We start from the raw sequence: 23,067 nt of genomic DNA on the forward strand, positions 1-23,067 counted from the left end.
AGAGGATAAGCCATGCCACGTTCTCTCAAGAAAGGTCCTTTCATTGACCTGCACTTGCTGAAGAAGGTAGAGAAAGCGGTGGAAAGCGGTGACAAAAAGCCTGTTAAGACTTGGTCCCGTCGTTCAACGATCTTTCCTAACATGATCGGTTTGACCATCGCTGTCCATAATGGTCGTCAGCATGTTCCAGTTTACGTTTCCGACGAAATGGTTGGTCACAAACTGGGTGAATTCGCGCCGACCCGTACTTATCGCGGTCATGCAGCCGATAAAAAGGCTAAGAAAAAATAAGGTAGGAGGAAGAGATGGAAACTATCGCTATGCATCGCCACGCTCGTTCTTCTGCTCAGAAGGTTCGCTTGGTAGCTGACCTGATTCGCGGTAAGAAAGTGTCGCAAGCTCTGGAAATTTTAACCTTTACCAACAAGAAAGCTGCTGGTTTAGTGAAGAAAGTACTGGAGTCTGCTATTGCTAATGCAGAACACAACGATGGCGCTGACATTGATGATCTGAAAGTAGCTAAGATCTTTGTTGACGAAGGTCCTTCTATGAAGCGCATTATGCCTCGTGCAAAAGGCCGTGCAGATCGTATTCTGAAGCGCACCAGCCACATCACTGTGGTTGTGTCTGATCGCTGAGACTCTGGAGACTAGCAATGGGTCAAAAAGTACATCCTAATGGTATCCGCCTTGGCATTGTCAAGCCTTGGAATTCCACATGGTATGCGGGTACCAATGAATTCGCTGACAACCTAGACAGCGACTTTAAAGTACGTCAGTACTTAACTAAAGAACTGGCTAAAGCATCTGTATCTCGTATCGTTATCGAACGTCCTGCGAAAAGCATCCGTGTGACTATTCACACTGCTCGCCCAGGCATCGTTATCGGTAAAAAAGGTGAAGATGTTGAAAAACTGCGCAAAAACGTAGCGGATATCGCTGGCGTTCCTGCGCAAATTAATATCGCCGAAGTACGTAAACCTGAACTGGACGCAAAATTAGTTGCTGACAGCATCACTTCACAGCTGGAACGTCGTGTTATGTTCCGTCGTGCTATGAAGCGTGCGGTACAGAACGCTATGCGTTTAGGCGCTAAAGGTATTAAAGTGGAAGTAAGTGGTCGTTTAGGCGGCGCTGAAATCGCTCGTACTGAATGGTATCGTGAAGGTCGTGTACCTCTGCACACTCTGCGTGCAGATATCGACTACAATACCTCAGAAGCACAAACCACTTATGGTGTGCTCGGCGTTAAGGTATGGATCTTCAAAGGTGAGATCCTGGGTGGTATGGCTGCAGTTGAACAGGCGGAAAAACCGGCTGCTCAACCTAAAAAGCAGCAGCGTAAAGGCCGCAAGTAAGGAGAGTCGCTGATGTTACAACCAAAGCGTACAAAATTCCGTAAAGTGCACAAAGGCCGCAACCGTGGCTTAGCTGCTGGTGCGGATGTAAGCTTCGGGACTTACGGTCTTAAAGCTGTGGGCCGTGGTCGTCTGACTGCACGTCAGATCGAAGCGGCACGTCGTGCAATGACCCGTGCAGTTAAGCGTCAGGGTAAAATCTGGATCCGTGTGTTCCCAGACAAACCAATCACTGAAAAGCCGCTCGAAGTCCGTATGGGTAAAGGTAAAGGTAACGTTGAGTATTGGGTTGCCTTAATCCAGCCAGGTAAAGTCCTGTATGAAATGGATGGTGTGCCTGAAGAACTGGCCCGTGAAGCATTCAAGCTGGCGGCAGCAAAACTGCCTATCAAAACCACCTTTGTAACTAAGACGGTGATGTAATGAAAGCAAAAGAGCTGCGCGAAAAGAGCGTTGAAGAGCTGAACACAGAACTGCTGAACTTACTGCGCGAGCAGTTTAACCTGCGTATGCAGGCAGCAAGTGGTCAGTTACAACAGTCTCATCTGTTGAAACAAGTGCGTCGTAATATCGCACGCGTTAAGACTTTACTGACTGAGAAGGCGGGTGCGTAATGACCGATAAAATCCGTACTCTGCAAGGTCGTGTAGTTAGTGACAAAATGGAGAAATCTATTGTCGTTGCTATCGATCGTATGGTTAAACACCCATTATATGGTAAGTTTATCCGTCGTACGACCAAACTGCATGTACATGACGAGAACAACGAATGTGGAATTGGTGACGTAGTAGAAATTCGTCAAACACGTCCACTATCTAAGACTAAGTCTTGGGCGTTAGTTCGCGTTGTAGAAAAAGCTGTTCTGTAATAAAATAGCCTTTTCGTACGAAATAAACGGCTCAAAACTGAACGAGCCGTTTATTTTTTCTGTCCATATCGAGAATGTGGTGTTATAATGCCGCTCCCTCGTATTATGGGATATTGAACGGCCTCTTCTAATGTGGAAGTGGCTCAGTAGTAGTTGACATTTAGCGGAGCACTAAAATGATCCAAGAACAGACTATGCTGAACGTGGCCGACAACTCCGGTGCACGTCGCGTAATGTGTATCAAGGTTCTAGGTGGCTCGCACCGTCGCTACGCAGATGTAGGTGACATCATCAAAATTACCATCAAGGAAGCAATTCCACGTGGTAAAGTTAAGAAAGGTGATGTACTGAAAGCGGTAGTGGTGCGCACCAAGAAGGGTGTTCGTCGCCCTGACGGTTCTGTCATTCGCTTCGATAGCAACGCTTGTGTATTGTTAAACAACAACAGCGAGCAAGTTATTGGTACGCGTATTTTTGGGCCGGTTACTCGTGAACTTCGTAACGAGAAGTTTATGAAAATAATCTCTCTGGCACCTGAAGTACTCTAAGGAGCAGGCAATGGCAGCGAAAATCCGTCGTGAAGACGAAGTTATCGTGCTAACTGGTAAAGATAAAGGTAAGCGCGGTAAAGTAAAACAGGTTCTTTCTTCTGGTAAAGTTATCGTTGAAGGTATTAATCTGGTTAAAAAACATCAGAAGCCAGTTCCGGCTCTGAACCAACCAGGTGGCATCGTTGAAAAAGAAGCTTCTATCCAAGTTTCTAACGTTGCAATCTTCAATGCGGCAACCGGCAAGGCTGACCGTGTAGGTTTTAGATTCGAAGACGGCAAAAAAGTTCGTTTCTTCAAGTCTAATAAAGAAACTATCAAGTAATTTGGAGTATACGATGGCGAAACTGCATGATTACTACAAAGACGAGGTAGTCCAAAAACTGATGTCTCAGTTTGGTTACCATTCTGTCATGCAAGTCCCTCGGGTCGAGAAGATCACCCTGAATATGGGTGTTGGTGAAGCGATTGTTGATAAAAAACTGCTGGACAATGCAGCAGCTGATTTAGCAGCAATCTCAGGTCAAAAACCTTTGATCACCAAAGCACGCAAATCTGTTGCAGGCTTCAAAATCCGCCAGGGCTATCCGATCGGCTGTAAAGTGACCCTGCGTGGCGAACGCATGTGGGAGTTCTTTGAACGCCTGATCTCTATTGCTGTACCACGTATCCGTGACTTCCGTGGTTTGTCCGCTAAATCATTTGATGGACGTGGTAACTACAGCATGGGCGTACGTGAGCAAATCATCTTCCCTGAAATCGATTACGATAAAGTGGATCGTGTTCGTGGTTTGGATATTACCATTACTACGACTGCGAAATCAGATGATGAAGGTCGCGCACTGTTAGCAGCGTTTAACTTCCCGTTCCGCAAGTAAGGCAGGGCATTCATGGCTAAGAAATCTATGAAAGCACGTGATGTAAAACGTGCGAATTTAGCTGAGAAATTCTTCGCAAAACGCGCAGAACTGAAAGCTATCGTTTCAGATGTGAACGTGTCTGACGAAGATCGTTGGAATGCTGTTCTGAAACTGCAAACTATGCCACGTGATTCAAGTCCTTCACGTCAGCGTAACCGCTGCCGTCAAACTGGACGTCCGCACGGTTTCCTGCGGAAATTTGGCCTCAGCCGTATTAAAGTCCGTGAAGCCGCTATGCGCGGTGAAATCCCGGGCCTTAGAAAGGCTAGCTGGTAATTACCATAATTGAATCACGGGAGTAAAGACAGATGAGCATGCAAGATCCCATCGCGGATATGCTGACCCGTATCCGTAACGGTCAGGCCGCGAACAAAGTTGCGGTCACAATGCCTTCCTCCAAGCTGAAAGTGGCGATTGCCAACGTGCTTAAGGAAGAAGGTTATATTGAAGATTTTAAAATTGAAGGCGACACTAAGCCAGAACTGGAAATCACTTTAAAATATTTCCAAGGTAAGGCTGTAGTAGAAAGCATTCAGCGCGTAAGCCGTCCAAGTCTGCGCATCTATAAAAGAAAAGATGAGCTGCCAAATGTTATGGCAGGACTGGGCATCGCTGTTGTTTCTACCTCAAAAGGTGTTATGACTGATCGTGCAGCTCGCCAAGCAGGTCTTGGTGGCGAGATTATCTGCTACGTAGCTTAATTCGGGAGGAAAGAATGTCTCGTGTGGCAAAAGCACCCGTCGTCATTCCTGCCGGCGTAGAGGTTAAACTCAACGGTCAGGTAATTACGATTAAGGGTAAAAACGGCGAGCTAACTCGTACTATCCATAATGCAGTTGAAATTCAACATGCTGACAACCACTTAACTTTCGCACCTCGCGATGGTTTTGCTGATGCATGGGCACAAGCGGGTACTACTCGTTCTCTGTTAAATGCAATGGTTGTAGGTGTTACCGAAGGCTTCACTAAGAAACTGCAACTGGTAGGTGTAGGTTATCGTGCGTCTATTAAAGGCAATGCGGTTAACTTATCAGTAGGTTTTTCACATCCAGTGGAACACCAACTGCCAGCAGGCATCACTGCTGAATGCCCAACACAAACTGAAATCGTGCTGAAAGGTGCGGATAAGCAAGTGATTGGTCAAGTAGCAGCTGAACTGCGTGCTTACCGTCGCCCTGAACCTTATAAAGGTAAAGGTATTCGTTACGCCGACGAAGTTGTGCGTATCAAAGAGGCTAAGAAGAAGTAAGGTAACACTATGGATAAGAAAGCAGCTCGTATCCGTCGTGCGACCCGCGCACGCCGTAAGCTCCAGGAATTGGGTGCGACTCGCCTGGTGGTACACCGTACCCCTCGCCATATTTATGCGCAGGTTATTGCACCAAACGGTTCTGAAACTTTGGTGGCCGCTTCTACTACAGAAAAAGCTATCATTGAGCAACTGAAAAACACTGGAAACAAAGAAGCAGCAGCGGTAATTGGTAAAATTGTTGCTGAACGCGCTCTGGAAAAAGGTATCAAAGTAGTATCATTTGACCGTTCCGGTTTCCAATATCATGGTCGAGTCCAGGCACTGGCAGATGCTGCCCGTGAAGCTGGCCTTCAGTTCTAAGGTAGGAGTGTAAGATGGCTCACATCGAGAAACAAGCTGGCGAACTGCAGGAAAAGCTGATCGCGGTAAACCGCGTATCTAAAACCGTTAAAGGTGGTCGTATCTTTAGCTTCACCGCTCTTACAGTAGTTGGTGATGGTAATGGCCGCGTTGGTTTTGGATATGGCAAAGCTCGCGAAGTTCCGGCAGCAATCCAGAAAGCGATGGAAAAAGCCCGTCGCAATATGAAAACCGTCGCTTTAAACAACGGTACTCTGTTCCACCCTGTTAAAGGTACTCACACAGGCTCTCGCGTATTTATGCAGCCTGCTCATGAAGGTACCGGTATCATCGCAGGTGGTGCAATGCGTGCAGTTCTAGAAGTGGCTGGCGTTCGTAACGTACTGGCTAAAACCTATGGTTCCACTAACCCGATTAACGTGGTTCGTGCAACACTGGACGCTTTAGATAGCATGAAGTCTCCAGATATGGTCGCAGCTAAGCGTGGTAAATCCGTTGAAGAAATTCTGGGGTAATGACCATGGCTAAGACTATTAAAATTACTCAAACACGCAGCTTAATCGGCCGTCTGCCTAAACATAAGGCAACTATGACTGGTTTAGGTCTGCGTCGCATCGGTCACACTGTAGAACGCGAAGATACACCAGCAGTTCGCGGTATGATCAACTTGGTTTCCTATATGGTTAAAGTTGAGGAGTAAGAGATGCGTTTAAATACTCTGTCTCCGGCTGAAGGTGCCAAGCATGCGCCTAAACGTGTAGGTCGTGGTATCGGTTCTGGCTTAGGTAAAACTGGCGGCCGTGGTCACAAAGGTCAGAAATCTCGTTCTGGCGGTGGCGTACGTCGTGGTTTTGAAGGTGGCCAGATGCCTTTATATCGTCGTTTACCAAAATTTGGTTTTACTTCACGTAAATCATTCGTGACTGCGGAAATCCGTCTGTCTGATTTAGCTTACGTTGAAGGCGATGTAATCGATCTGAATGCACTGAAAGCCGCAAACGTTGTTGGCCCACAGATTGAATTTGCAAAATTAATTCTGTCTGGCGAGGTTAACCGTGCAGTGACTATTCGTGGTCTGCGTGTTACCAAAGGTGCCCGTGCAGCAATCGAATCAGCTGGCGGTAAAATTGAGGAATAAGTGACAGATGGCTAAACAACCAGGTTTAGATTTTCAGAGTGCTAAAGGTGGTGTTGGTGAACTAAAACGCAGACTTTTGTTTGTTCTTGGTGCACTTATTGTCTTTAGGATTGGCTCTTTTATTCCTATCCCTGGTATTGATGCCACTGTGCTTGCCAAATTGCTCGATCAGCAAAAAGGCACCATCATTGAAATGTTTAACATGTTCTCTGGTGGTGCTCTTAGCCGTGCTTCTATCTTTGCGCTGGGTATCATGCCTTATATTTCGGCATCGATTATTATCCAACTCTTATCAGTGGTTAACCCTCGGTTAGCAGAGATTAAGAAGGAAGGGGAGGCCGGTCGTCGTAAGATCAGCCAATATACCCGTTATGGTACTTTGGTGCTGGCGATATTCCAATCAATTGGTATCGCAACAGGCTTACCGAATATGCCAGGAATGCAAGGTCTGGTAATTAATCCAGGTCTACCATTCTATATTACGGCTGTTGTGAGCTTAGTCACTGGGACAATGTTCCTAATGTGGTTAGGTGAGCAAATCACTGAACGTGGTATTGGTAACGGTATCTCAATCATTATCTTTGCAGGTATCGTTGCAGGTCTTCCGCCTGCCATTGGTCAAACCATCGAGCAGGCGCGGCAAGGCGAACTGCACTTCCTCCTGTTATTGTTGGTTGCAGTATTAGTGTTCGCGGTTACTTTCTTTGTTGTTTTTGTAGAAAGAGGACAACGTCGTATCGTTGTTAACTATGCAAAACGTCAACAAGGGCGTAGAATATACGCGGCACAAAGTACACATCTACCACTTAAAGTAAATATGGCGGGTGTTATACCAGCAATTTTTGCTTCAAGTATTATCCTGTTTCCTGGTACAATAACCTCTTGGTTTGGCGATGGTACAGGGTGGGGTTGGCTGACGACGATTTCTTTAAATCTACAGCCTGGTCAACCTATTTATGTGTTACTATACGCTGCTGCAATCATATTCTTCTGTTTCTTCTATACGGCGTTGGTTTTCAACCCAAGAGAAACGGCAGATAACCTGAAGAAGTCCGGTGCATTTGTACCAGGAATTCGCCCGGGAGAGCAGACGGCTAAATATATAGATAAAGTAATGACACGTTTAACCTTAATTGGTGCCTTGTATATTACCTTTATCTGTCTCATCCCGGAGTTCATGCGTGACGCAATGAAAGTACCTTTCTATTTTGGTGGTACTTCCCTCTTAATCGTGGTTGTGGTCATCATGGATTTTATGGCTCAAGTGCAAACTCTCCTGATGTCAAGTCAGTATGAGTCTGCATTGAAAAAAGCAAATCTTAAAGGTTAATTACTGATAAGCGATTTGTTTTAGAAGTTACGGAGAGTAAAAATGAAAGTTCGTGCTTCCGTCAAGAAAATGTGCCGTAACTGCAAAATTGTTAGACGTCACGGTCACGTGCGTGTAATTTGCAGCGTCGAGCCTAAGCATAAACAGCGTCAAGGCTAATTTATTGCATTTTTTTCTTGCAAAGTTCGGTTGAGCTGGCTAAATTAGCCAGCCCAATCTTTTATAATATATACAGTATTGTTTGAGTATCCTGAAAACGGGCTTTTCAGAATGGTACTGTATAACTGCTAATTTAGGAGTGCATAGTGGCCCGTATAGCAGGCATTAACATTCCTGATCATAAACATACTGTAATCGCATTAACTTCGATTTACGGTATCGGTAAGACCCGCTCACAGGCTATCTGTGTAGCTGCTGGTATTGCTGAAAATGTTAAGATCAGTGAGCTGTCTGAAGAGCAAATCGACAAGCTGCGTGACGAAGTTGCCAAATACGTTGTAGAAGGTGATCTGCGTCGTGAAGTTACCCTGAGCATCAAACGTCTGATGGATCTTGGTACTTACCGTGGTTTACGTCATCGTCGTGGTCTACCAGTTCGCGGTCAGCGTACTAAGACTAACGCACGTACCCGTAAGGGTCCGCGTAAGCCGATCAAGAAATAATCGGGGTATTTGAACAATGGCAAAAGCACCTATTCGTGCACGTAAGCGTGTAAGAAAACAAGTCTCTGACGGTGTGGCTCATATCCATGCTTCTTTCAACAACACAATCGTTACTATTACCGATCGTCAAGGTAACGCATTGGGTTGGGCTACTGCCGGTGGTTCCGGTTTCCGTGGTTCTCGTAAATCTACTCCGTTCGCGGCTCAGGTTGCAGCAGAACGTTGCGCTGAAGCTGTTAAAGAGTACGGAATTAAGAACTTGGAAGTTATGGTTAAAGGACCTGGTCCTGGTCGTGAGTCAACTATCCGTGCATTAAACGCGGCTGGTTTCCGCATCACTAATATTACTGATGTGACTCCGATTCCTCATAACGGTTGTCGTCCACCGAAAAAACGTCGCGTTTAATAACGTTTTCGTTTTTAGGAAAGTTGGAGAAAGAAAATGGCAAGATATTTGGGTCCTAAGCTCAAGCTGAGCCGCCGTGAAGGTACAGATTTATTTCTAAAATCTGGCGTTCGGGCGATTGACACCAAGTGTAAACTGGAACAAGCACCAGGTCAGCACGGCGCACGTAAACCGCGTCTTTCTGATTACGGTGTTCAGTTACGTGAAAAACAAAAAGTACGTCGTATTTACGGTGTTCTAGAACGTCAATTCCGTAACTACTACAAAGAAGCAACTCGTCTGAAAGGCAACACAGGTGAAAACCTGCTGACTCTGCTGGAAGGTCGTCTGGATAACGTTGTTTATCGTATGGGCTTTGGCGCAACTCGCGCAGAAGCACGTCAGATGGTTAGCCATAAAGCAATCATGGTAAATGGTCGCGTGGTTAACATTGCTTCTTATCAGGTTTCCCCGAATGACGTAGTCAGCGTTCGTGAAAAATCGAAAAAACAGTCTCGTATCAAGGCTGCTTTAGAGCTGGCTGAACAGCGTGAAAAGCCAACATGGCTGGAAGTTGATGCTGCTAAGATGGAAGGTGTGTTCAAACGTATTCCTGAACGTACTGACTTGTCTGCTGACATTAACGAGCACCTGATCGTCGAGCTTTACTCCAAGTAAGGCTTAGCACCAAAGAGAGGACACAATGCAGGGTTCTGTGACAGAGTTTCTAAAACCGCGCCTGGTTGATATCGAGCAAGTCAGTTCGACGCACGCCAAGGTGACCCTTGAACCATTAGAGCGAGGCTTCGGCCATACTCTTGGTAACGCACTGCGCCGTATTCTGCTTTCGTCTATGCCGGGTTGTGCGGTAACAGAGGTTGAGATTGATGGTGTACTGCATGAGTACAGCACCAAAGAAGGTGTTCAGGAAGATATCCTAGAAATACTGCTCAACCTTAAAGGGTTGGCGGTAAAAGTTCATGGTAAAGATGAAGTTATTCTTACTTTGAGCAAATCTGGCATTGGCCCTGTTATTGCAGCCGATATCATCCATGACGGTGATGTCGAAATCGTCAAGCCGCAGCACGTTATCTGCCACCTTACAGACGAGAACGCATCTATTAATATGCGTATCAAAGTTCAGCGTGGTCGTGGTTATGTGCCGGCTTCTGCCCGAATTCATTCGGAAGAAGATGAGCGCCCTATCGGTCGCCTTTTAGTAGACGCGTGCTATAGCCCAGTTGAGCGTATTGCTTATAATGTGGAAGCAGCTCGTGTTGAACAGCGTACCGACTTGGATAAGCTGGTTATCGAGATGGAAACTAACGGTACTATCGATCCAGAAGAATCGATTCGCCGTGCAGCGACTATCCTGGCTGAACAGCTTGAAGCTTTTGTTGACTTACGTGATGTTCGTCAACCAGAAGTTAAAGAAGAGAAGCCAGAATTCGATCCTATCTTACTGCGCCCAGTAGACGATCTTGAATTGACTGTCCGCTCTGCTAACTGTCTGAAGGCAGAAGCAATCCACTACATCGGTGATCTGGTACAGCGTACTGAAGTTGAATTACTTAAGACGCCTAACCTTGGTAAGAAATCTCTTACTGAGATTAAAGACGTACTGGCGTCGCGTGGTTTATCTCTGGGCATGCGCCTTGAGAATTGGCCACCTGCAAGTATCGCTGATGAATAAGATCACAGGTTAAGGTTTTACTGAGAAGGATAAGGTCATGCGCCATCGTAAGAGTGGTCGTCAATTGAACCGCAACAGCAGCCATCGTCAGGCTATGTTTCGTAACATGGCAGGTTCTTTAGTTCGTCATGAGATAATCAAGACAACTTTGCCTAAAGCGAAAGAACTGCGTCGCGTCGTTGAGCCGCTGATTACTCTTGCCAAGACCGACAGCGTAGCTAATCGTCGTCTGGCATTCGCCCGTACTCGTGATAACGAAGTCGTGGCAAAACTGTTTACAGTATTAGGTCCGCGTTTTGCGAGCCGTGCAGGTGGTTACACTCGTATTCTGAAGTGTGGCTTCCGTGCTGGTGACAACGCTCCAATGGCTTACATTGAGCTTGTTGACCGTGCTGATTCTGAAACAGAAGCAGCAGCTGAATAATTTAATTATTATTTAGTGAAGCGAATAAAAAAACCGGATTTTTAATCCGGTTTTTTTACATCTATTGAAAATGATAGCTACTGAAACTGTTTTATAAAATAACTTATCAAGCCATACTCAAACCTTTCTATTTGTTATTCTATGCTTTTTTACCTACCCTTGTGTTGCATCATATCTATTTTTTATTATTTCAACATACTACTCTTTTTTGCCAAATAAGCTTCGCACTATATTTCAATTCTATTTTTTCGATTATTTGCTATGCTTATTCATAATCTATAGTGAGGAAGTGCTCCATGTATCGTATTGGACAGGTTGCAAAATTAGCGAATGTGACAACAGATACAATCCGTTTTTATGAAAAACAAGGATTGATGGATCATGACAGGCGAACAGAAGGTGGTTATCGCCTATATACAGAGCAAGATCTTCAACGTTTGCGTTTTATTCGTTATGCAAAAGAGTTGGGATTTACATTAGATGCGATTACAGAGCTACTTTCTATTCGTGTTGACCCTGCTCATCACACTTGTGTTGAATCAAAACATATTGTTGATGCAAGACTTGCTGAAGTTGAAATTCGCTTGAAAGAAATGGAAAAAATGCGAGATTCATTGAAGATGTTAAGTAATGCATGTTGTGGTAGCGCTCATGAAAGTACTTATTGTTCTATTCTTGAAATACTTGAATCTGGAGCCACAAAGCAATAATATCTGTACCGTATTACGTTTTATGTTCTTTAACAATTTAAGAGGTTTTTATGTCTAGTAAATATCAGCACCAGAAAGGTGTTATTAAAGATAATGCTTTAGCGGCACTTGTTCATGATCCACTATTTAGACAACGCGTGGAAAAGAATAAGAAAGGAAAAGGAAGTTATATGAGAAAAGCAAAACATGACAAGAAGGGTAACTGGGAGGCCAGTGATAACAAAAGATTTTTTCAATTGTTATCACTGGCCTTTTAGTTTTTATTTTTGCTGATTTTTTAATAAATCACGAATTTCTGTTAATAGAGTTTCTTCTGCGGAAGGAGCCGGGGGGGCTTTAGGTGCTTCTTCTGCTTGACGACGTGTCTTATTGATTAATTTGATTGCGCAGAATATAGCAAATGCAACAATGGCAAAGTCAAAAACAGTTTGAATGAACATACCATAATTTAGTACAACAGCAGGCACATCTCCACTTGCATCTCTTAATACAAGGCTAAACTGTTTAAAATCAATACCACCGATTAATAATCCTAATGGAGGCATGATAATATCAGCAACTAAAGATGAAACAATCTTACCGAAAGCTGCACCGATGATGACACCGACTGCCATATCAACAACGTTGCCTTTCATGGCAAATTCACGAAACTCTTTAAAAAAAGACATAACCACCCCTTATTTATCTCAATATAGATTTATTATGTAAAAATATAGTATCTAACATGATAATAATAGACCACTATAAGTAACAATCACTATTATTCTTATTTCTACGTAATCTTTATAAGAAAAATGGACTTGGCTGGAAAAGTTTTTCAACTTCAGGAACATATTTTTTATCAGTGATAAACATAATTACATGATCACCCTGTTCTATGGAGTGACTTGCGTTCGCAATAATAACATCTTGCTCTCTAACAATTGCACCAATGATGGTTCCTGGTGGTAGCTTTATATCTTGTATTCGGCGACCAACAACTTTTGATGTATTTTCATCACCATGTGCAACGGCTTCGATCGCTTCTGCAACACCCCGTCGTAATGATGAAACGCTAACAATATCAGCTTTACGAACATGACCTAAAAGTGCAGAAATAGTTGCTTGTTGTGGCGATATTGCAATATCAATAACCCCACCTTGGACTAAATCAACATAAGCGCTACGCTGAATAAGTACCATTGCTTTTTTAGCACCCATTCTTTTTGCCAGCATCGCTGACATAATATTGGCTTCATCATCATTAGTCAGTGCGATAAAGACATCAATTTGTTCAATATGTTCTTCAGCAAGAAGCTCTTGATCTGATGCATCACCATAAAAAACGATGGTGTCATGGAGTAACTCTGCCAGTTCTGTGGCTCGTTGCTGATTATGTTCAATAAGTTTGACGCTATAATCTTTTTCTAATCTAGCCGCTAAACCAGCACCGACATTACCACCACCAACAATCATAATGCGTTTATAAGGTTTTTCTAATCGTTGTAATTCGCTCATTACCGCACGAATATGCTGAGATGCAACGACAAAGAAAACTTCATCTCCAGCTTCAATAATTGTGGAACCTTGAGGTCTGATAGGTCTATCTTGGCGAAAAATTGCAGCAACACGCGTATCAATATGTGGCATATGATCACGTAATGTTGATAACGCATTCCCAACGAGAGAACCACCATAATACGCTTTTACCGCAACAATACTGACTTGACCATCGGCAAAATTAACAACTTGTAAGGCACCTGGGTATTGGATCAATTTATAAATATAATCAATAACCAAATGCTCTGGTGAAATTAAATAATCAATGGGAATAGCTTCTGGGAGAAAGAGTTTATCTGCTTCACGAACAAATTCAGAGGCACGGATCCGAGCAACTTTATTGGGCGTATTAAACAGAGTGTAAGCAACTTGGCACGCTATCATATTGGTTTCGTCAGAGTTGGTGACGGCAACCAGCATATCTGCATCTTCTGCACCGGCTTCTCTTAAGATCCTTGGGTGAGATCCATGTCCATTGACTACTCGTAAATCGAATTTATCTTGAAGTTGGCGTAAGCGATCTGCATTCGTGTCAACGACAGTAATATCATTATTCTCCCCGACAAGATTTTCAGCGAGAGTACCACCTACTTGACCAGCGCCTAAGATAATAATTTTCATTGTAATTTCTCAGAGTATTCGATTAACAAATAGAAAAGAAACGCAAGATCTGGATGATCTTGCGTTGAAATAGTAGCGTTTTTTAGATCTGATATCATCTTTTATCACAAGATCATATTTTCTTGATCAATGCATAAAAGAAACCATCGCCACCTTTTTCTTCTGGTAAGCATTGGTACTGATAATCACACTGTGCATCTTTTGTTGATGCTAAAAATGCTTCAACTTGCTGTTTATTTTCTTCAGGTAAAATAGAGCAGGTTGCATATACCAACGTGCCACCAGATTTTAGGTATGGCCAAATAGCGTGAAGGATCTCTTTTTGAATTTGAGCCAATTGCTCAATGTCGTCATTACGACGAAGCCATTTTATATCTGGGTGACGACGGATAACTCCTGTTGCTGAGCATGGTGCATCAAGAAGAACTCGGTCAAACTGCATGCCTGAACACCATTGTTCAGGATAACGACCATCACCACTTTTGACGACTGCATTAAGTTTTAAACGTGTAAGGTTCTCTTGTACACGCTTTAAACGTTGCTCATCTATGTCGATAGCTAATACTTGAGCTTGCGGAGCTATCTCTAAAATATGTGTTGTTTTACCACCAGGTGCTGCACATAAATCAAGGATCTGTTCTTTATTTTCTGGTGCTAATAATTCAGCACAACGTTGAGCAGAACGATCTTGAACGGTTACCCAACCATCAGCAAATCCAGGAAGAAGATTCACGTTGCATGGATTTTCTAAACGGATCGCGAAAGGGTGGCTATCATCAGCAATGGCGGGAATATTTTCATTTTCAAGTAATGTTAAATATTCTTCTCGAGAATGATGACGTTGATTTACACGTAACCACATTGGTGGTTTTTGGTTATTGCCTTCAACAATACTCATCCACTGCTCAGGATAAGCCTGTTTAATACGAGCAAGTAGCCATGATGGATGGAGAAAACGATTTTCGCTATTTTGAAAGCGTTCGTTCAGGATATCTTGTTGGCGTTGAAATTGACGTAACACACCGTTAATTAATCCTTTTAACTGTGGTTTTTTTAGTGCAACAGCGCCATTTACTGTCTCTGCTAAAGCTGCATGGGCAGGAATACGTGTATAAAGCAGCTGATATAAACCAACCATAATAAGGTAGTGCAAAATACGTTGTTTGCCTTTTAATGGTTTATCCATAAGCTGCTGAATAATCCATTCTAATTGTGGCAATGTACGTAATACGCCAAAGCAGATTTCTTGTAATAAGGGTTTATCTTTGTCTGAAATATTTTTCTGAAGTTCTGGTATGACAGTGCTTAGAGATAAGCCTTGGTCTAATACTTGGTTAATTGCTTTGGCTGCAATGCTACGTAAGTTGTATGACGTTTTCATGATGAGTTAACGTTTAATATTGAGTGCCAGAGATGTATTACATTGGCGTGAAAAAAGGAAAGCCCTGATAATAATGTTAGATATCAGGGCTTATAATTATTATTGAATGATTTTTCCAGGAGTAAACCAATCTCGCTTGGAGTTTAAGAAATCAGCAGAAGCCATAGGTTTCTTACCCGATGGTTGCAATTCAGTGATATTTAGAATGCCGTTACCTGTCGCAATATAAATACCTGTTTTATCTGCTTTTAATAAGGTTCCTGCAGGTTTGTCTGTATTATCCGCTATAGCTTGTGCTTTCCATACTTTTACAGGTTGCTCGTCTAACATGAAAAAGCTCATTGGCCATGGATTGAATGCTCTTATGCAACGTTCAATCTGTTCTGCTGATAATGACCAATCAATTTTTGCTTCTTCTTTAGATAATTTTTGTGCGTAATTCGCTAAATTATCATCTTGTTTTTCAGCTTTTATTTTACCTGAGGTAATAAGATCTAACGTAGTTGTTAACGCTTTAGGCCCCAATTCTGCAAGTTTTTCATAAAGTGATGCGCTGGTATCTTCATTCGTAATTGGGCATGATGCTTTATACAGCATATCGCCGGTATCTAAACCAACATCCATTTGCATAATTGTGATGCCTGTTTCTTTATCTCCCGCCCACAAAGAGCGTTGAATTGGTGCAGCACCACGCCATTTAGGAAGGAGAGATCCATGCACATTAAGGCAACCTAAACGCGGTATTTCAAGAACGGCTTTAGGTAAAATCATGCCATAAGCGACAACAATCATAATATCTGCTTGTTGTGCTGCTATCCACTCATGGTTCTCTTCTGGTTTTAAAGAGGCTGGTTGATAAACAGGAATATTATGAGTTAACGCCAGTTCTTTAACAGGGCTAATAGTCAGTTTCTTACCTCTTCCTGCGGGTTTATCTGGAGGAGTAAGTACTCCCACCACACGATGTTGAGTTGATAATAATGCAGCTAAATGTCGAGCTGCAAAATCGGGTGTTCCCGCAAAAATAATACGTAATGAATCAGACACGTTTTCTTCCTGTTTCAATTTAACTGTTACTGTCCTGTTTTAGCTCTTTTTTTATCTAGCTTATCGAGTTTTTCAACTTTTTGACGGATACGTTGGCGTTTTAATGGAGATAAATAATCTACAAATAGCTTGCCAACTAAATGATCCATTTCATGTTGAATGCAGATAGCTAATAAATCATTAGCTTCTAACTCAAAAGGTTGACCATTGTAATCAAGGGCTTTTATTTTTACATGCTCTGCACGAGGAATAAAAGCGCGTTGTTCTGGGATAGATAAACAGCCTTCTTCTATGCCTGTATCACCGTCGGCATCAAGAAGTTCTGGATTTATTAATACCAGTCTTTGATCTCTTGTTTCAGAGATATCAATGACGATAATGCGCTGGTGGATATTCACCTGTGTCGCGGCTAAACCGATACCTTCTTCCAAATACATCGTTTCAAACATATCATCGACAATTTTTTGAATTTCGGCATCAACTTTTTCGACTGGCTTTGCAATCGTGCGAAGGCGCTCGTCTGGATAATGTAATACGTGTAACACTGCCATAATTTATTCGGACTGTTTCTAAAATGTGAATAGGATTTAACGTCTATTCTAGACATTTATTGTCTAGATTGACAGTATTTGGTGTGTTTAGCATTCACCCTGTTTGCTAAAAACAATATTAGGATAATGCATGGATGCTAGAGAAATATGGATAAGGCTTAATGCTGTTTCAAGACTACCTATTAATAAAGCGATTCAAATTGCAAGGTATCTACAATCTTTGACTCAGTTAAATCAAAGACTATTAATAGGTTGTGGTCTATCAGAACAACAAAGTTATCAATTCTTAAGACTTCACGCAAATGCTGTCAACGATACATTAAAGTGGTTAGATAAAAACGAATCATCATTATTAACAATTATAGATTCAGATTATCCATCTTTATTAAAACAAATTTCATCACCGCCACTTTTGCTTTTTGTTGCAGGAAATAAGCAGTATTTAAAAAGCACACAAATTGCATTAATTGGTAGTCGAGTTGCTACACCTTATGGTTCCAAATGGGCAACTTATTTTGCACAGGAATTAGTAAAGAAAGAACTCACCATTACAAGTGGGTTAGCTCAAGGTATTGATGGTATAGGGCATCGAAGTGCATTAAAGAATAATGGTATTACTATTGCTGTACTAGGAAGTGGCTTAGCACAGATTTATCCGTCATTCCATCGCACTCTTGCAACACAAATAAAAGAATCCGGTCTTATTATTTCTGAACATTTACCTATGACGCCCCCTTTAGCGCGCCATTTTCCTCAACGTAACCGGATTATTAGTGGGCTAAGTGCTGCACTACTTATTGTCGAAGCAGGAATTAAAAGCGGTTCTTTAATAACAGCAAATTATGCTTTGCAACAAGGTAAAGAGCTGTTTGTGTTACCTGGATTATTAGGCGATGACCATTTTGAAGGTAATCATCAGCTTATTAAACAAGGTGCAAATTTAGCATCGTCACCTGAAGATATTCTGGAATATTTAAATAGCTCTTTGCAGTGGCTTACTAGTGATAGTGAGTATCAACAAAAAATAACAACAGAAGAATATGCAACGTTTACCAATAATGAAAAACGAGAGGCGAAAACAGAGCAACTTACACCAGAACAATTTACACTTGAACAACAACACGCAATGGATGTGATATTGCCTTTTCTACGTTTTAATAAAGCAGTACCTATTGATATCATTGCTCAGGATAGTGGATTATCAACTTCTGAATTAGCTCCTCTTTTATTAGAACTTGAGCTTATTGAAAAAGTCGCTATTGTGGCTGGTGGTTATACTCGATTGGAATAAGTGTAATGAGGTAAAACAATGGCAAAGAATATGCCGTTTACACAGCAACCTGAACAGGGAAAATGTCCTGAATGTGGTAGTGCATTAGTGATGAAAAATGGAGGGCATGGTCCTTTTTTAGGATGCTCTAATTATCCTGATTGCCACTATATTAAAACACTGAAACCACAAGGTGATGGGCAAATTATTAAAGTGTTAGAAGGACAACCTTGTAAGTGCTGTGGTGCTGATTTAGTTTTACGTCAGGGTAAATTTGGGATGTTTATTGGTTGTAGCAATTATCCTGAGTGTGAACATATAGAGCAAATTGATAAACCTGATGAAACCGTTATACCTTGTCCTCAATGTAAAAAAGGGAAATTATTACAGCGTAAGTCTCGGTTTGGTAAGATATTTTATGCTTGCAACCAATATCCAGAATGCCAATTTGTATTAAATAACAAACCTGTTAATGGTGAATGCGAACATTGTCACTATCCATTATTGATGGAAAAAAGGTCTTCTCAAGGAGTAAGATTGGTGTGCGCCAGCAAATTATGTGGAAAGCAACAAACAAAAAGAGAAGAACATGAATAATGAAGCATCACCTGTAAGCAATACTATTATAGAAGCATTAAAAAATAATAAAGTTATCGCATATCCAACAGAAGCTGTATTTGGGGTCGGTTGTGATCCTGATAGCGAGCATGCTGTTATGGCGCTATTAATGTTAAAACAACGTTCAATTGATAAAGGGCTAATTTTAATTGCTGATAATTATGAGCAATTGAAACCTTATATTGATGATAGTGCATTGACACAAACTCAACGAGACAGAATGTTTGCATCTTGGCCGGGACCCATTACATGGGTTATTCCTGCCAAATCAACGACGCCAAAATGGTTAACTGGAAAATTTGCATCTTTAGCCGTAAGAGTAACAGATCATCCAGTTGTTAAAGAGCTATGTTTAGCTTATGGAAAACCTTTAGTGTCAACGAGTGCTAACTTAAGTGGATTGCCACCATGTCGTACAGTTGAAGAAGTAAGAGAACAATTTGAGGATACAATTCCTATCGTTGAAGGAAATGTTGGTGGTAGACAGAATCCTTCTGAAATTCGAGATGCATTAACAGGTGAATTGTACCGACAAGGGTGATTGTGATGGAAAAATATTTAGTGATGGGAAACCCTATCGAGCATAGTCAGTCTCCTTTCATTCACCAATTTTTTTCAAAACAAACTGGAATAGAGTATGGCTATGGACGCTTACTTGTTCCTTTAGGTGAATTTAATAAAACCGCCTCACATTTTTTTTCTAATGGGGGGCGAGGTGCTAATGTTACTGTTCCTTTTAAAGAAGATGCATTCCGCTTTGTGGATGAATTAACAGATAGAGCAAAAGCATGTGGCGCAGTTAACTCTATTGTTAAATTAGACGATGGATCACTTCTTGGTGATAACACTGATGGACAAGGACTTATTCTAGATTTAGCGAGGCTCGATTTTATCGTTCCTAATAAGGTTAAATCCGTCTTAGTGATTGGTGCTGGTGGCGCAACAAGAGGAATACTACTTCCACTACTTGATTATGATTGTGATATTACTTTAACCAATCGCACATTTGCTAAAGCCGAGCAATTAGTAAAAGAGTTTAGTGAATTTGGAACGATCAGAGCAATAGCTGCTGAAGATGTTGCTGATAAACATTACGATTTAATTATAAATGCATCTGCATCTAGTATGACTAATGATTTACCACCGATCCCTAATGATGTTTATGGCTTTGAAACAGCGTGCTATGACCTTTATTATCAAACTGGAATGACTTCATTTCTATATAACGCGTTGAAACATGGAAGTACGCGTTTATCAGATGGATTAGGTATGTTAGTAGGGCAAGCGGCTTATGCATTTGAATTGTGGTATGAACTTGTACCAGATATTAATCCCGTCCTTAATGTATTAAGAGAAAGATTGAATAAATGAACCAATCCATTCAATTTCCAGATCGTGAAATATGGCTAGCTGAGAGTAGAAAAGTTCTTTTTCCTATAATGATCAACGGAATGCTTTTTGATTGTCAAATTACAGAGCAAGAGCTTATAGAGCGTTTTGGTAATGGTGAGGGGATTTTATTATTTAAACAAAATCGCTGGGACATTGAAGAAGAATTTGAAGAGTTGGTAACAGAGCATGAGTTATCAACTCTTCATCCGATCTATTCTTTATCAATGGCAGATTGATAAGTGGCTAGATAGTTATTTTTCCACCCAACATAATTATTCGCAGAATAGATAAAGTGCTCTATTTCTGCGGGTGAAAGTGGGCGAACCTTTTTCACTGGACTTCCTAAGTAAAGAAAACCGCTTTCAAGTCGCTTTCCGGGTGGAACTAAACTACCTGCACCAATCATTACATCGTCTTCAATAATTGCACCATCAAGTAAAATAGAACCCATTCCTACTAAAACACGATTTCCGATTGTGCACCCGTGTAGCATTGCTTTGTGCCCCACAGTAACGTTATCACCAATAATAAGAGGAAAACCTTCAGGATCATTGGATGAGATGTGAGTGACATGAAGAACCGAACCATCTTGAATATTTGATCTTTTCCCAATACTTACGTAATTCACATCACCACGAATAACAACCATAGGCCAAATACTGACATCTTCGCTAATGCGTACATCTCCAATCACAGTTGCTGTTTCATCAATAAAAACATCTTTATCAATAGAAGGTGAAAGGTGTAAATAATTCCTGATTGTTGATTTCCCCATAATTTAACCTCGTACTTAGTTTCACTTTATAATAAGAAAAGCATAGCAGTGGATGGTGGGGGCTGGCGAGATCAATGATTTTTATGATGCATTACTATAAAAATCGATAATAAAAGAGAAAGTAGAGCAATAGAGTGTGATTGATAGAATATACCGAATAGACAATAACAAGATAAAGCGTATATTTTTTGTACGCAAGAAGTGTTTTTCGTATCAAAAATAGACGTAAAGTTCAAAAAGAGAACGAACAGAAAAAAAATTGAAATAAACACTTGCGCTAATCCGAGATCTCCCTATAATGCGCATCCACTGACCGGCGATGAGCAAACAACAAGCCACGCAGGACGGTGAAGAGAAAAGAAAAAAGTTTGAAAAAACTCTTGACTCTTCAGAGGAATAACGTAATATACGCCTCCTCGCAACAACGCAGAAGACCGGAAACGGCAGCGAATGTTGCACTGCTCTTTAACAAATTATCAGACAATCTGTGTGGGCACTCGCAGAGACGATATCTTCTAAAATATTAGATGTATCAAGTCTTGAAGAGTGAACAACAAAAGTAAATTCATTTATGAATAGCTAAGTTTTCGATTTCTTTGAGCATCAAACACTTTTAATTGAAGAGTTTGATCATGGCTCAGATTGAACGCTGGCGGCAGGCCTAACACATGCAAGTCGAGCGGTAACAGGAGAAAGCTTGCTTTCTTGCTGACGAGCGGCGGACGGGTGAGTAATGTATGGGGATCTGCCCGATAGAGGGGGATAACTACTGGAAACGGTAGCTAATACCGCATGACGTCTACGGACCAAAGCAGGGGCTCTTCGGACCTTGCGCTATCGGATGAACCCATATGGGATTAGCTAGTAGGTGAGGTAATGGCTCACCTAGGCGACGATCTCTAGCTGGTCTGAGAGGATGATCAGCCACACTGGGACTGAGACACGGCCCAGACTCCTACGGGAGGCAGCAGTGGGGAATATTGCACAATGGGCGCAAGCCTGATGCAGCCATGCCGCGTGTATGAAGAAGGCCTTAGGGTTGTAAAGTACTTTCAGCGGGGAGGAAGGTGATAAAGTTAATACCTTTATCAATTGACGTTACCCGCAGAAGAAGCACCGGCTAACTCCGTGCCAGCAGCCGCGGTAATACGGAGGGTGCAAGCGTTAATCGGAATTACTGGGCGTAAAGCGCACGCAGGCGGTCAATTAAGTCAGATGTGAAAGCCCCGAGCTTAACTTGGGAATTGCATCTGAAACTGGTTGGCTAGAGTCTTGTAGAGGGGGGTAGAATTCCACGTGTAGCGGTGAAATGCGTAGAGATGTGGAGGAATACCGGTGGCGAAGGCGGCCCCCTGGACAAAGACTGACGCTCAGGTGCGAAAGCGTGGGGAGCAAACAGGATTAGATACCCTGGTAGTCCACGCTGTAAACGATGTCGATTTAGAGGTTGTGGTCTTGAACCGTGGCTTCTGGAGCTAACGCGTTAAATCGACCGCCTGGGGAGTACGGCCGCAAGGTTAAAACTCAAATGAATTGACGGGGGCCCGCACAAGCGGTGGAGCATGTGGTTTAATTCGATGCAACGCGAAGAACCTTACCTACTCTTGACATCCAGAGAATCCTTTAGAGATAGAGGAGTGCCTTCGGGAACTCTGAGACAGGTGCTGCATGGCTGTCGTCAGCTCGTGTTGTGAAATGTTGGGTTAAGTCCCGCAACGAGCGCAACCCTTATCCTTTGTTGCCAGCGCGTAATGGCGGGAACTCAAAGGAGACTGCCGGTGATAAACCGGAGGAAGGTGGGGATGACGTCAAGTCATCATGGCCCTTACGAGTAGGGCTACACACGTGCTACAATGGCAGATACAAAGAGAAGCGACCTCGCGAGAGCAAGCGGAACTCATAAAGTCTGTCGTAGTCCGGATTGGAGTCTGCAACTCGACTCCATGAAGTCGGAATCGCTAGTAATCGTAGATCAGAATGCTACGGTGAATACGTTCCCGGGCCTTGTACACACCGCCCGTCACACCATGGGAGTGGGTTGCAAAAGAAGTAGGTAGCTTAACCTTCGGGAGGGCGCTTACCACTTTGTGATTCATGACTGGGGTGAAGTCGTAACAAGGTAACCGTAGGGGAACCTGCGGTTGGATCACCTCCTTACCTAAGAGATACGTGTTATGTGCAGTGCTCACACAGATTGTCTGATGAAGAACGAGCAAAAGCGCGTCT

The 23,067-nt window shown here is 42.4% G+C and carries 36 protein-coding genes and 1 rRNA gene; 31 read left to right on the plus strand and 6 right to left on the minus strand.

Translation table 11 applies throughout. The features are described from left to right. Positions 1 to 12: 12 nt before the first annotated feature. The 25 genes from rpsS (at position 13) to QQS39_RS00980 (ending at position 11,904) form a co-directional block, all read left to right on the plus strand. On the plus strand, positions 13 to 291 hold the full coding sequence (gene rpsS, locus QQS39_RS00860; RefSeq protein ID WP_004246960.1) for a 30S ribosomal protein S19: 279 nt from the start codon (positions 13 to 15) through the stop codon (positions 289 to 291). A 14-nt stretch (positions 292 to 305) separates the two neighbouring features. After that, positions 306 to 638, plus strand: a complete 333-nt coding sequence (gene rplV / locus QQS39_RS00865) for a 50S ribosomal protein L22 (protein ID WP_006535498.1) — start codon at positions 306 to 308, stop codon at positions 636 to 638. Positions 639 to 655: 17 nt separating this feature from the next. Then, entirely contained in the window at positions 656 to 1,357 is a 702-nt protein-coding gene (gene rpsC / locus QQS39_RS00870) for a 30S ribosomal protein S3 (protein WP_023583467.1), read from the plus strand. A gap of 12 nt (positions 1,358 to 1,369) precedes the next feature. Beyond that, the gene (gene rplP, locus QQS39_RS00875) at positions 1,370 to 1,780 is read left to right on the plus strand and encodes a 50S ribosomal protein L16 (RefSeq protein ID WP_006535500.1); all 411 of its coding nucleotides are present in this window, start codon (positions 1,370 to 1,372) and stop codon (positions 1,778 to 1,780) included. Beyond that, entirely contained in the window at positions 1,780 to 1,971 is a 192-nt protein-coding gene (gene rpmC, locus QQS39_RS00880) for a 50S ribosomal protein L29 (RefSeq protein WP_004238624.1), read from the plus strand. Before rplP ends, rpmC begins: the two co-directional genes overlap by 1 nt. Continuing rightward, positions 1,971 to 2,225 carry a 30S ribosomal protein S17 gene (rpsQ, locus tag QQS39_RS00885; protein WP_023583468.1) on the plus strand — a complete coding sequence of 85 codons (255 nt, stop codon included), beginning with the start codon at positions 1,971 to 1,973 and terminating at the stop codon, positions 2,223 to 2,225. Before rpmC ends, rpsQ begins: the two co-directional genes overlap by 1 nt. A 176-nt stretch (positions 2,226 to 2,401) precedes the next feature. After that, entirely contained in the window at positions 2,402 to 2,773 is a 372-nt protein-coding gene (rplN, locus tag QQS39_RS00890) for a 50S ribosomal protein L14 (RefSeq protein ID WP_004246955.1), read from the plus strand. 10 nt (positions 2,774 to 2,783) lie between these two features. Continuing rightward, positions 2,784 to 3,098, plus strand: coding sequence for a 50S ribosomal protein L24 (rplX, locus tag QQS39_RS00895; protein WP_006535502.1), 315 nt, complete (start codon positions 2,784 to 2,786; stop codon positions 3,096 to 3,098). Positions 3,099 to 3,111: 13 nt separating this feature from the next. Continuing rightward, positions 3,112 to 3,651, plus strand: coding sequence for a 50S ribosomal protein L5 (gene rplE / locus QQS39_RS00900; protein WP_036933223.1), 540 nt, complete (start codon positions 3,112 to 3,114; stop codon positions 3,649 to 3,651). A 12-nt stretch (positions 3,652 to 3,663) separates the two neighbouring features. Beyond that, on the plus strand, positions 3,664 to 3,969 hold the full coding sequence (gene rpsN, locus QQS39_RS00905) for a 30S ribosomal protein S14 (RefSeq protein ID WP_006535503.1): 306 nt from the start codon (positions 3,664 to 3,666) through the stop codon (positions 3,967 to 3,969). Between the two features lie 32 nt (positions 3,970 to 4,001). After that, complete coding sequence (gene rpsH, locus QQS39_RS00910) at positions 4,002 to 4,394, plus strand: 30S ribosomal protein S8 (protein ID WP_100158931.1); 393 nt, start codon at positions 4,002 to 4,004, stop codon at positions 4,392 to 4,394. Positions 4,395 to 4,408: 14 nt separating this feature from the next. Next, a complete protein-coding gene (gene rplF / locus QQS39_RS00915; protein ID WP_023583470.1) occupies positions 4,409 to 4,942 on the plus strand; it encodes a 50S ribosomal protein L6 in 534 nt (177 codons plus the stop codon). A gap of 9 nt (positions 4,943 to 4,951) precedes the next feature. Next, positions 4,952 to 5,305, plus strand: a complete 354-nt coding sequence (gene rplR, locus QQS39_RS00920; RefSeq protein ID WP_075674040.1) for a 50S ribosomal protein L18 — start codon at positions 4,952 to 4,954, stop codon at positions 5,303 to 5,305. 14 nt (positions 5,306 to 5,319) lie between these two features. Further along, entirely contained in the window at positions 5,320 to 5,820 is a 501-nt protein-coding gene (rpsE, locus tag QQS39_RS00925; protein WP_023583472.1) for a 30S ribosomal protein S5, read from the plus strand. 5 nt (positions 5,821 to 5,825) lie between these two features. Next, positions 5,826 to 6,005, plus strand: a complete 180-nt coding sequence (gene rpmD / locus QQS39_RS00930) for a 50S ribosomal protein L30 (protein WP_036914634.1) — start codon at positions 5,826 to 5,828, stop codon at positions 6,003 to 6,005. A 3-nt stretch (positions 6,006 to 6,008) separates the two neighbouring features. Next, a complete protein-coding gene (gene rplO, locus QQS39_RS00935) occupies positions 6,009 to 6,443 on the plus strand; it encodes a 50S ribosomal protein L15 (protein WP_004246944.1) in 435 nt (144 codons plus the stop codon). A 7-nt stretch (positions 6,444 to 6,450) separates the two neighbouring features. Next, positions 6,451 to 7,773 carry a preprotein translocase subunit SecY gene (secY, locus tag QQS39_RS00940; RefSeq protein ID WP_006535510.1) on the plus strand — a complete coding sequence of 441 codons (1,323 nt, stop codon included), beginning with the start codon at positions 6,451 to 6,453 and terminating at the stop codon, positions 7,771 to 7,773. A gap of 42 nt (positions 7,774 to 7,815) precedes the next feature. Then, on the plus strand, positions 7,816 to 7,932 hold the full coding sequence (gene rpmJ / locus QQS39_RS00945) for a 50S ribosomal protein L36 (RefSeq protein ID WP_071788572.1): 117 nt from the start codon (positions 7,816 to 7,818) through the stop codon (positions 7,930 to 7,932). Positions 7,933 to 8,078: 146 nt separating this feature from the next. Further along, complete coding sequence (gene rpsM / locus QQS39_RS00950) at positions 8,079 to 8,435, plus strand: 30S ribosomal protein S13 (RefSeq protein WP_036914623.1); 357 nt, start codon at positions 8,079 to 8,081, stop codon at positions 8,433 to 8,435. A gap of 16 nt (positions 8,436 to 8,451) precedes the next feature. Further along, positions 8,452 to 8,841 carry a 30S ribosomal protein S11 gene (gene rpsK / locus QQS39_RS00955; protein ID WP_002919257.1) on the plus strand — a complete coding sequence of 130 codons (390 nt, stop codon included), beginning with the start codon at positions 8,452 to 8,454 and terminating at the stop codon, positions 8,839 to 8,841. Between the two features lie 36 nt (positions 8,842 to 8,877). Next, complete coding sequence (gene rpsD / locus QQS39_RS00960) at positions 8,878 to 9,498, plus strand: 30S ribosomal protein S4 (RefSeq protein WP_004246942.1); 621 nt, start codon at positions 8,878 to 8,880, stop codon at positions 9,496 to 9,498. A gap of 25 nt (positions 9,499 to 9,523) precedes the next feature. Beyond that, a complete protein-coding gene (locus QQS39_RS00965) occupies positions 9,524 to 10,513 on the plus strand; it encodes a DNA-directed RNA polymerase subunit alpha (protein ID WP_006535513.1) in 990 nt (329 codons plus the stop codon). Between the two features lie 37 nt (positions 10,514 to 10,550). Continuing rightward, the gene (rplQ, locus tag QQS39_RS00970; RefSeq protein WP_004246940.1) at positions 10,551 to 10,937 is read left to right on the plus strand and encodes a 50S ribosomal protein L17; all 387 of its coding nucleotides are present in this window, start codon (positions 10,551 to 10,553) and stop codon (positions 10,935 to 10,937) included. Between the two features lie 296 nt (positions 10,938 to 11,233). Next, positions 11,234 to 11,647, plus strand: coding sequence for a Zn(2+)-responsive transcriptional regulator (zntR, locus tag QQS39_RS00975; protein WP_151436627.1), 414 nt, complete (start codon positions 11,234 to 11,236; stop codon positions 11,645 to 11,647). 50 nt (positions 11,648 to 11,697) lie between these two features. Beyond that, entirely contained in the window at positions 11,698 to 11,904 is a 207-nt protein-coding gene (locus QQS39_RS00980; protein WP_023583475.1) for an alternative ribosome-rescue factor A, read from the plus strand. A gap of 3 nt (positions 11,905 to 11,907) precedes the next feature. On the opposite strand, the gene mscL is transcribed toward QQS39_RS00980, so the two are convergent. The 5 genes from mscL to def form a co-directional block, all read right to left on the minus strand. Next, positions 11,908 to 12,315 carry a large-conductance mechanosensitive channel protein MscL gene (gene mscL / locus QQS39_RS00985; protein ID WP_023583476.1) on the minus strand — a complete coding sequence of 136 codons (408 nt, stop codon included), beginning with the start codon at positions 12,313 to 12,315 and terminating at the stop codon, positions 11,908 to 11,910. Between the two features lie 115 nt (positions 12,316 to 12,430). Beyond that, positions 12,431 to 13,807: a Trk system potassium transporter TrkA gene (gene trkA, locus QQS39_RS00990; protein WP_109396567.1), complete on the minus strand. Its 1,377-nt coding sequence runs from the start codon at positions 13,805 to 13,807 to the stop codon at positions 12,431 to 12,433. 112 nt (positions 13,808 to 13,919) lie between these two features. After that, positions 13,920 to 15,188, minus strand: coding sequence for a 16S rRNA (cytosine(967)-C(5))-methyltransferase RsmB (rsmB, locus tag QQS39_RS00995; protein ID WP_285805232.1), 1,269 nt, complete (start codon positions 15,186 to 15,188; stop codon positions 13,920 to 13,922). A 99-nt stretch (positions 15,189 to 15,287) separates the two neighbouring features. Next, positions 15,288 to 16,235 (minus strand): methionyl-tRNA formyltransferase, encoded by a 948-nt coding sequence (gene fmt, locus QQS39_RS01000; RefSeq protein WP_285805233.1) that lies wholly within the window; start codon positions 16,233 to 16,235, stop codon positions 15,288 to 15,290. Between the two features lie 26 nt (positions 16,236 to 16,261). Then, positions 16,262 to 16,786, minus strand: a complete 525-nt coding sequence (def, locus tag QQS39_RS01005) for a peptide deformylase (RefSeq protein ID WP_151436631.1) — start codon at positions 16,784 to 16,786, stop codon at positions 16,262 to 16,264. 130 nt (positions 16,787 to 16,916) lie between these two features. Here def and dprA point away from each other — a divergent pair, with 130 nt between their 5' ends. Genes dprA through QQS39_RS01030 form a run of 5 tightly spaced genes read left to right on the plus strand, consistent with a single transcriptional unit; the run spans position 16,917 to position 20,302 of the window. Next, positions 16,917 to 18,077: a DNA-processing protein DprA gene (gene dprA / locus QQS39_RS01010; RefSeq protein WP_151436632.1), complete on the plus strand. Its 1,161-nt coding sequence runs from the start codon at positions 16,917 to 16,919 to the stop codon at positions 18,075 to 18,077. Positions 18,078 to 18,095: 18 nt separating this feature from the next. Further along, on the plus strand, positions 18,096 to 18,653 hold the full coding sequence (locus QQS39_RS01015) for a DNA topoisomerase family protein (RefSeq protein ID WP_151436633.1): 558 nt from the start codon (positions 18,096 to 18,098) through the stop codon (positions 18,651 to 18,653). Further along, a complete protein-coding gene (tsaC, locus tag QQS39_RS01020; RefSeq protein WP_151436634.1) occupies positions 18,646 to 19,215 on the plus strand; it encodes an L-threonylcarbamoyladenylate synthase type 1 TsaC in 570 nt (189 codons plus the stop codon). Before QQS39_RS01015 ends, tsaC begins: the two co-directional genes overlap by 8 nt. A 5-nt stretch (positions 19,216 to 19,220) precedes the next feature. Next, positions 19,221 to 20,045 (plus strand): shikimate dehydrogenase, encoded by an 825-nt coding sequence (gene aroE / locus QQS39_RS01025; RefSeq protein ID WP_285805234.1) that lies wholly within the window; start codon positions 19,221 to 19,223, stop codon positions 20,043 to 20,045. Beyond that, positions 20,042 to 20,302 carry a DUF1488 family protein gene (locus QQS39_RS01030; protein ID WP_151436636.1) on the plus strand — a complete coding sequence of 87 codons (261 nt, stop codon included), beginning with the start codon at positions 20,042 to 20,044 and terminating at the stop codon, positions 20,300 to 20,302. Before aroE ends, QQS39_RS01030 begins: the two co-directional genes overlap by 4 nt. On the opposite strand, the gene QQS39_RS01035 is transcribed toward QQS39_RS01030, so the two are convergent. Continuing rightward, positions 20,278 to 20,841: a gamma carbonic anhydrase family protein gene (locus QQS39_RS01035; protein ID WP_151436637.1), complete on the minus strand. Its 564-nt coding sequence runs from the start codon at positions 20,839 to 20,841 to the stop codon at positions 20,278 to 20,280. The genes QQS39_RS01030 and QQS39_RS01035 overlap by 25 nt on opposite strands. Before the next feature lie 614 nt (positions 20,842 to 21,455). Here QQS39_RS01035 and QQS39_RS01040 point away from each other — a divergent pair. Further along, a 16S ribosomal RNA gene (locus tag QQS39_RS01040) occupies positions 21,456 to 22,998 on the plus strand. Positions 22,999 to 23,067 lie beyond the last annotated feature (69 nt).

The organism is Proteus appendicitidis (assembly GCF_030271835.1).
GTDB classification, from domain to species: Bacteria; Pseudomonadota; Gammaproteobacteria; order Enterobacterales; family Enterobacteriaceae; genus Proteus; species Proteus appendicitidis.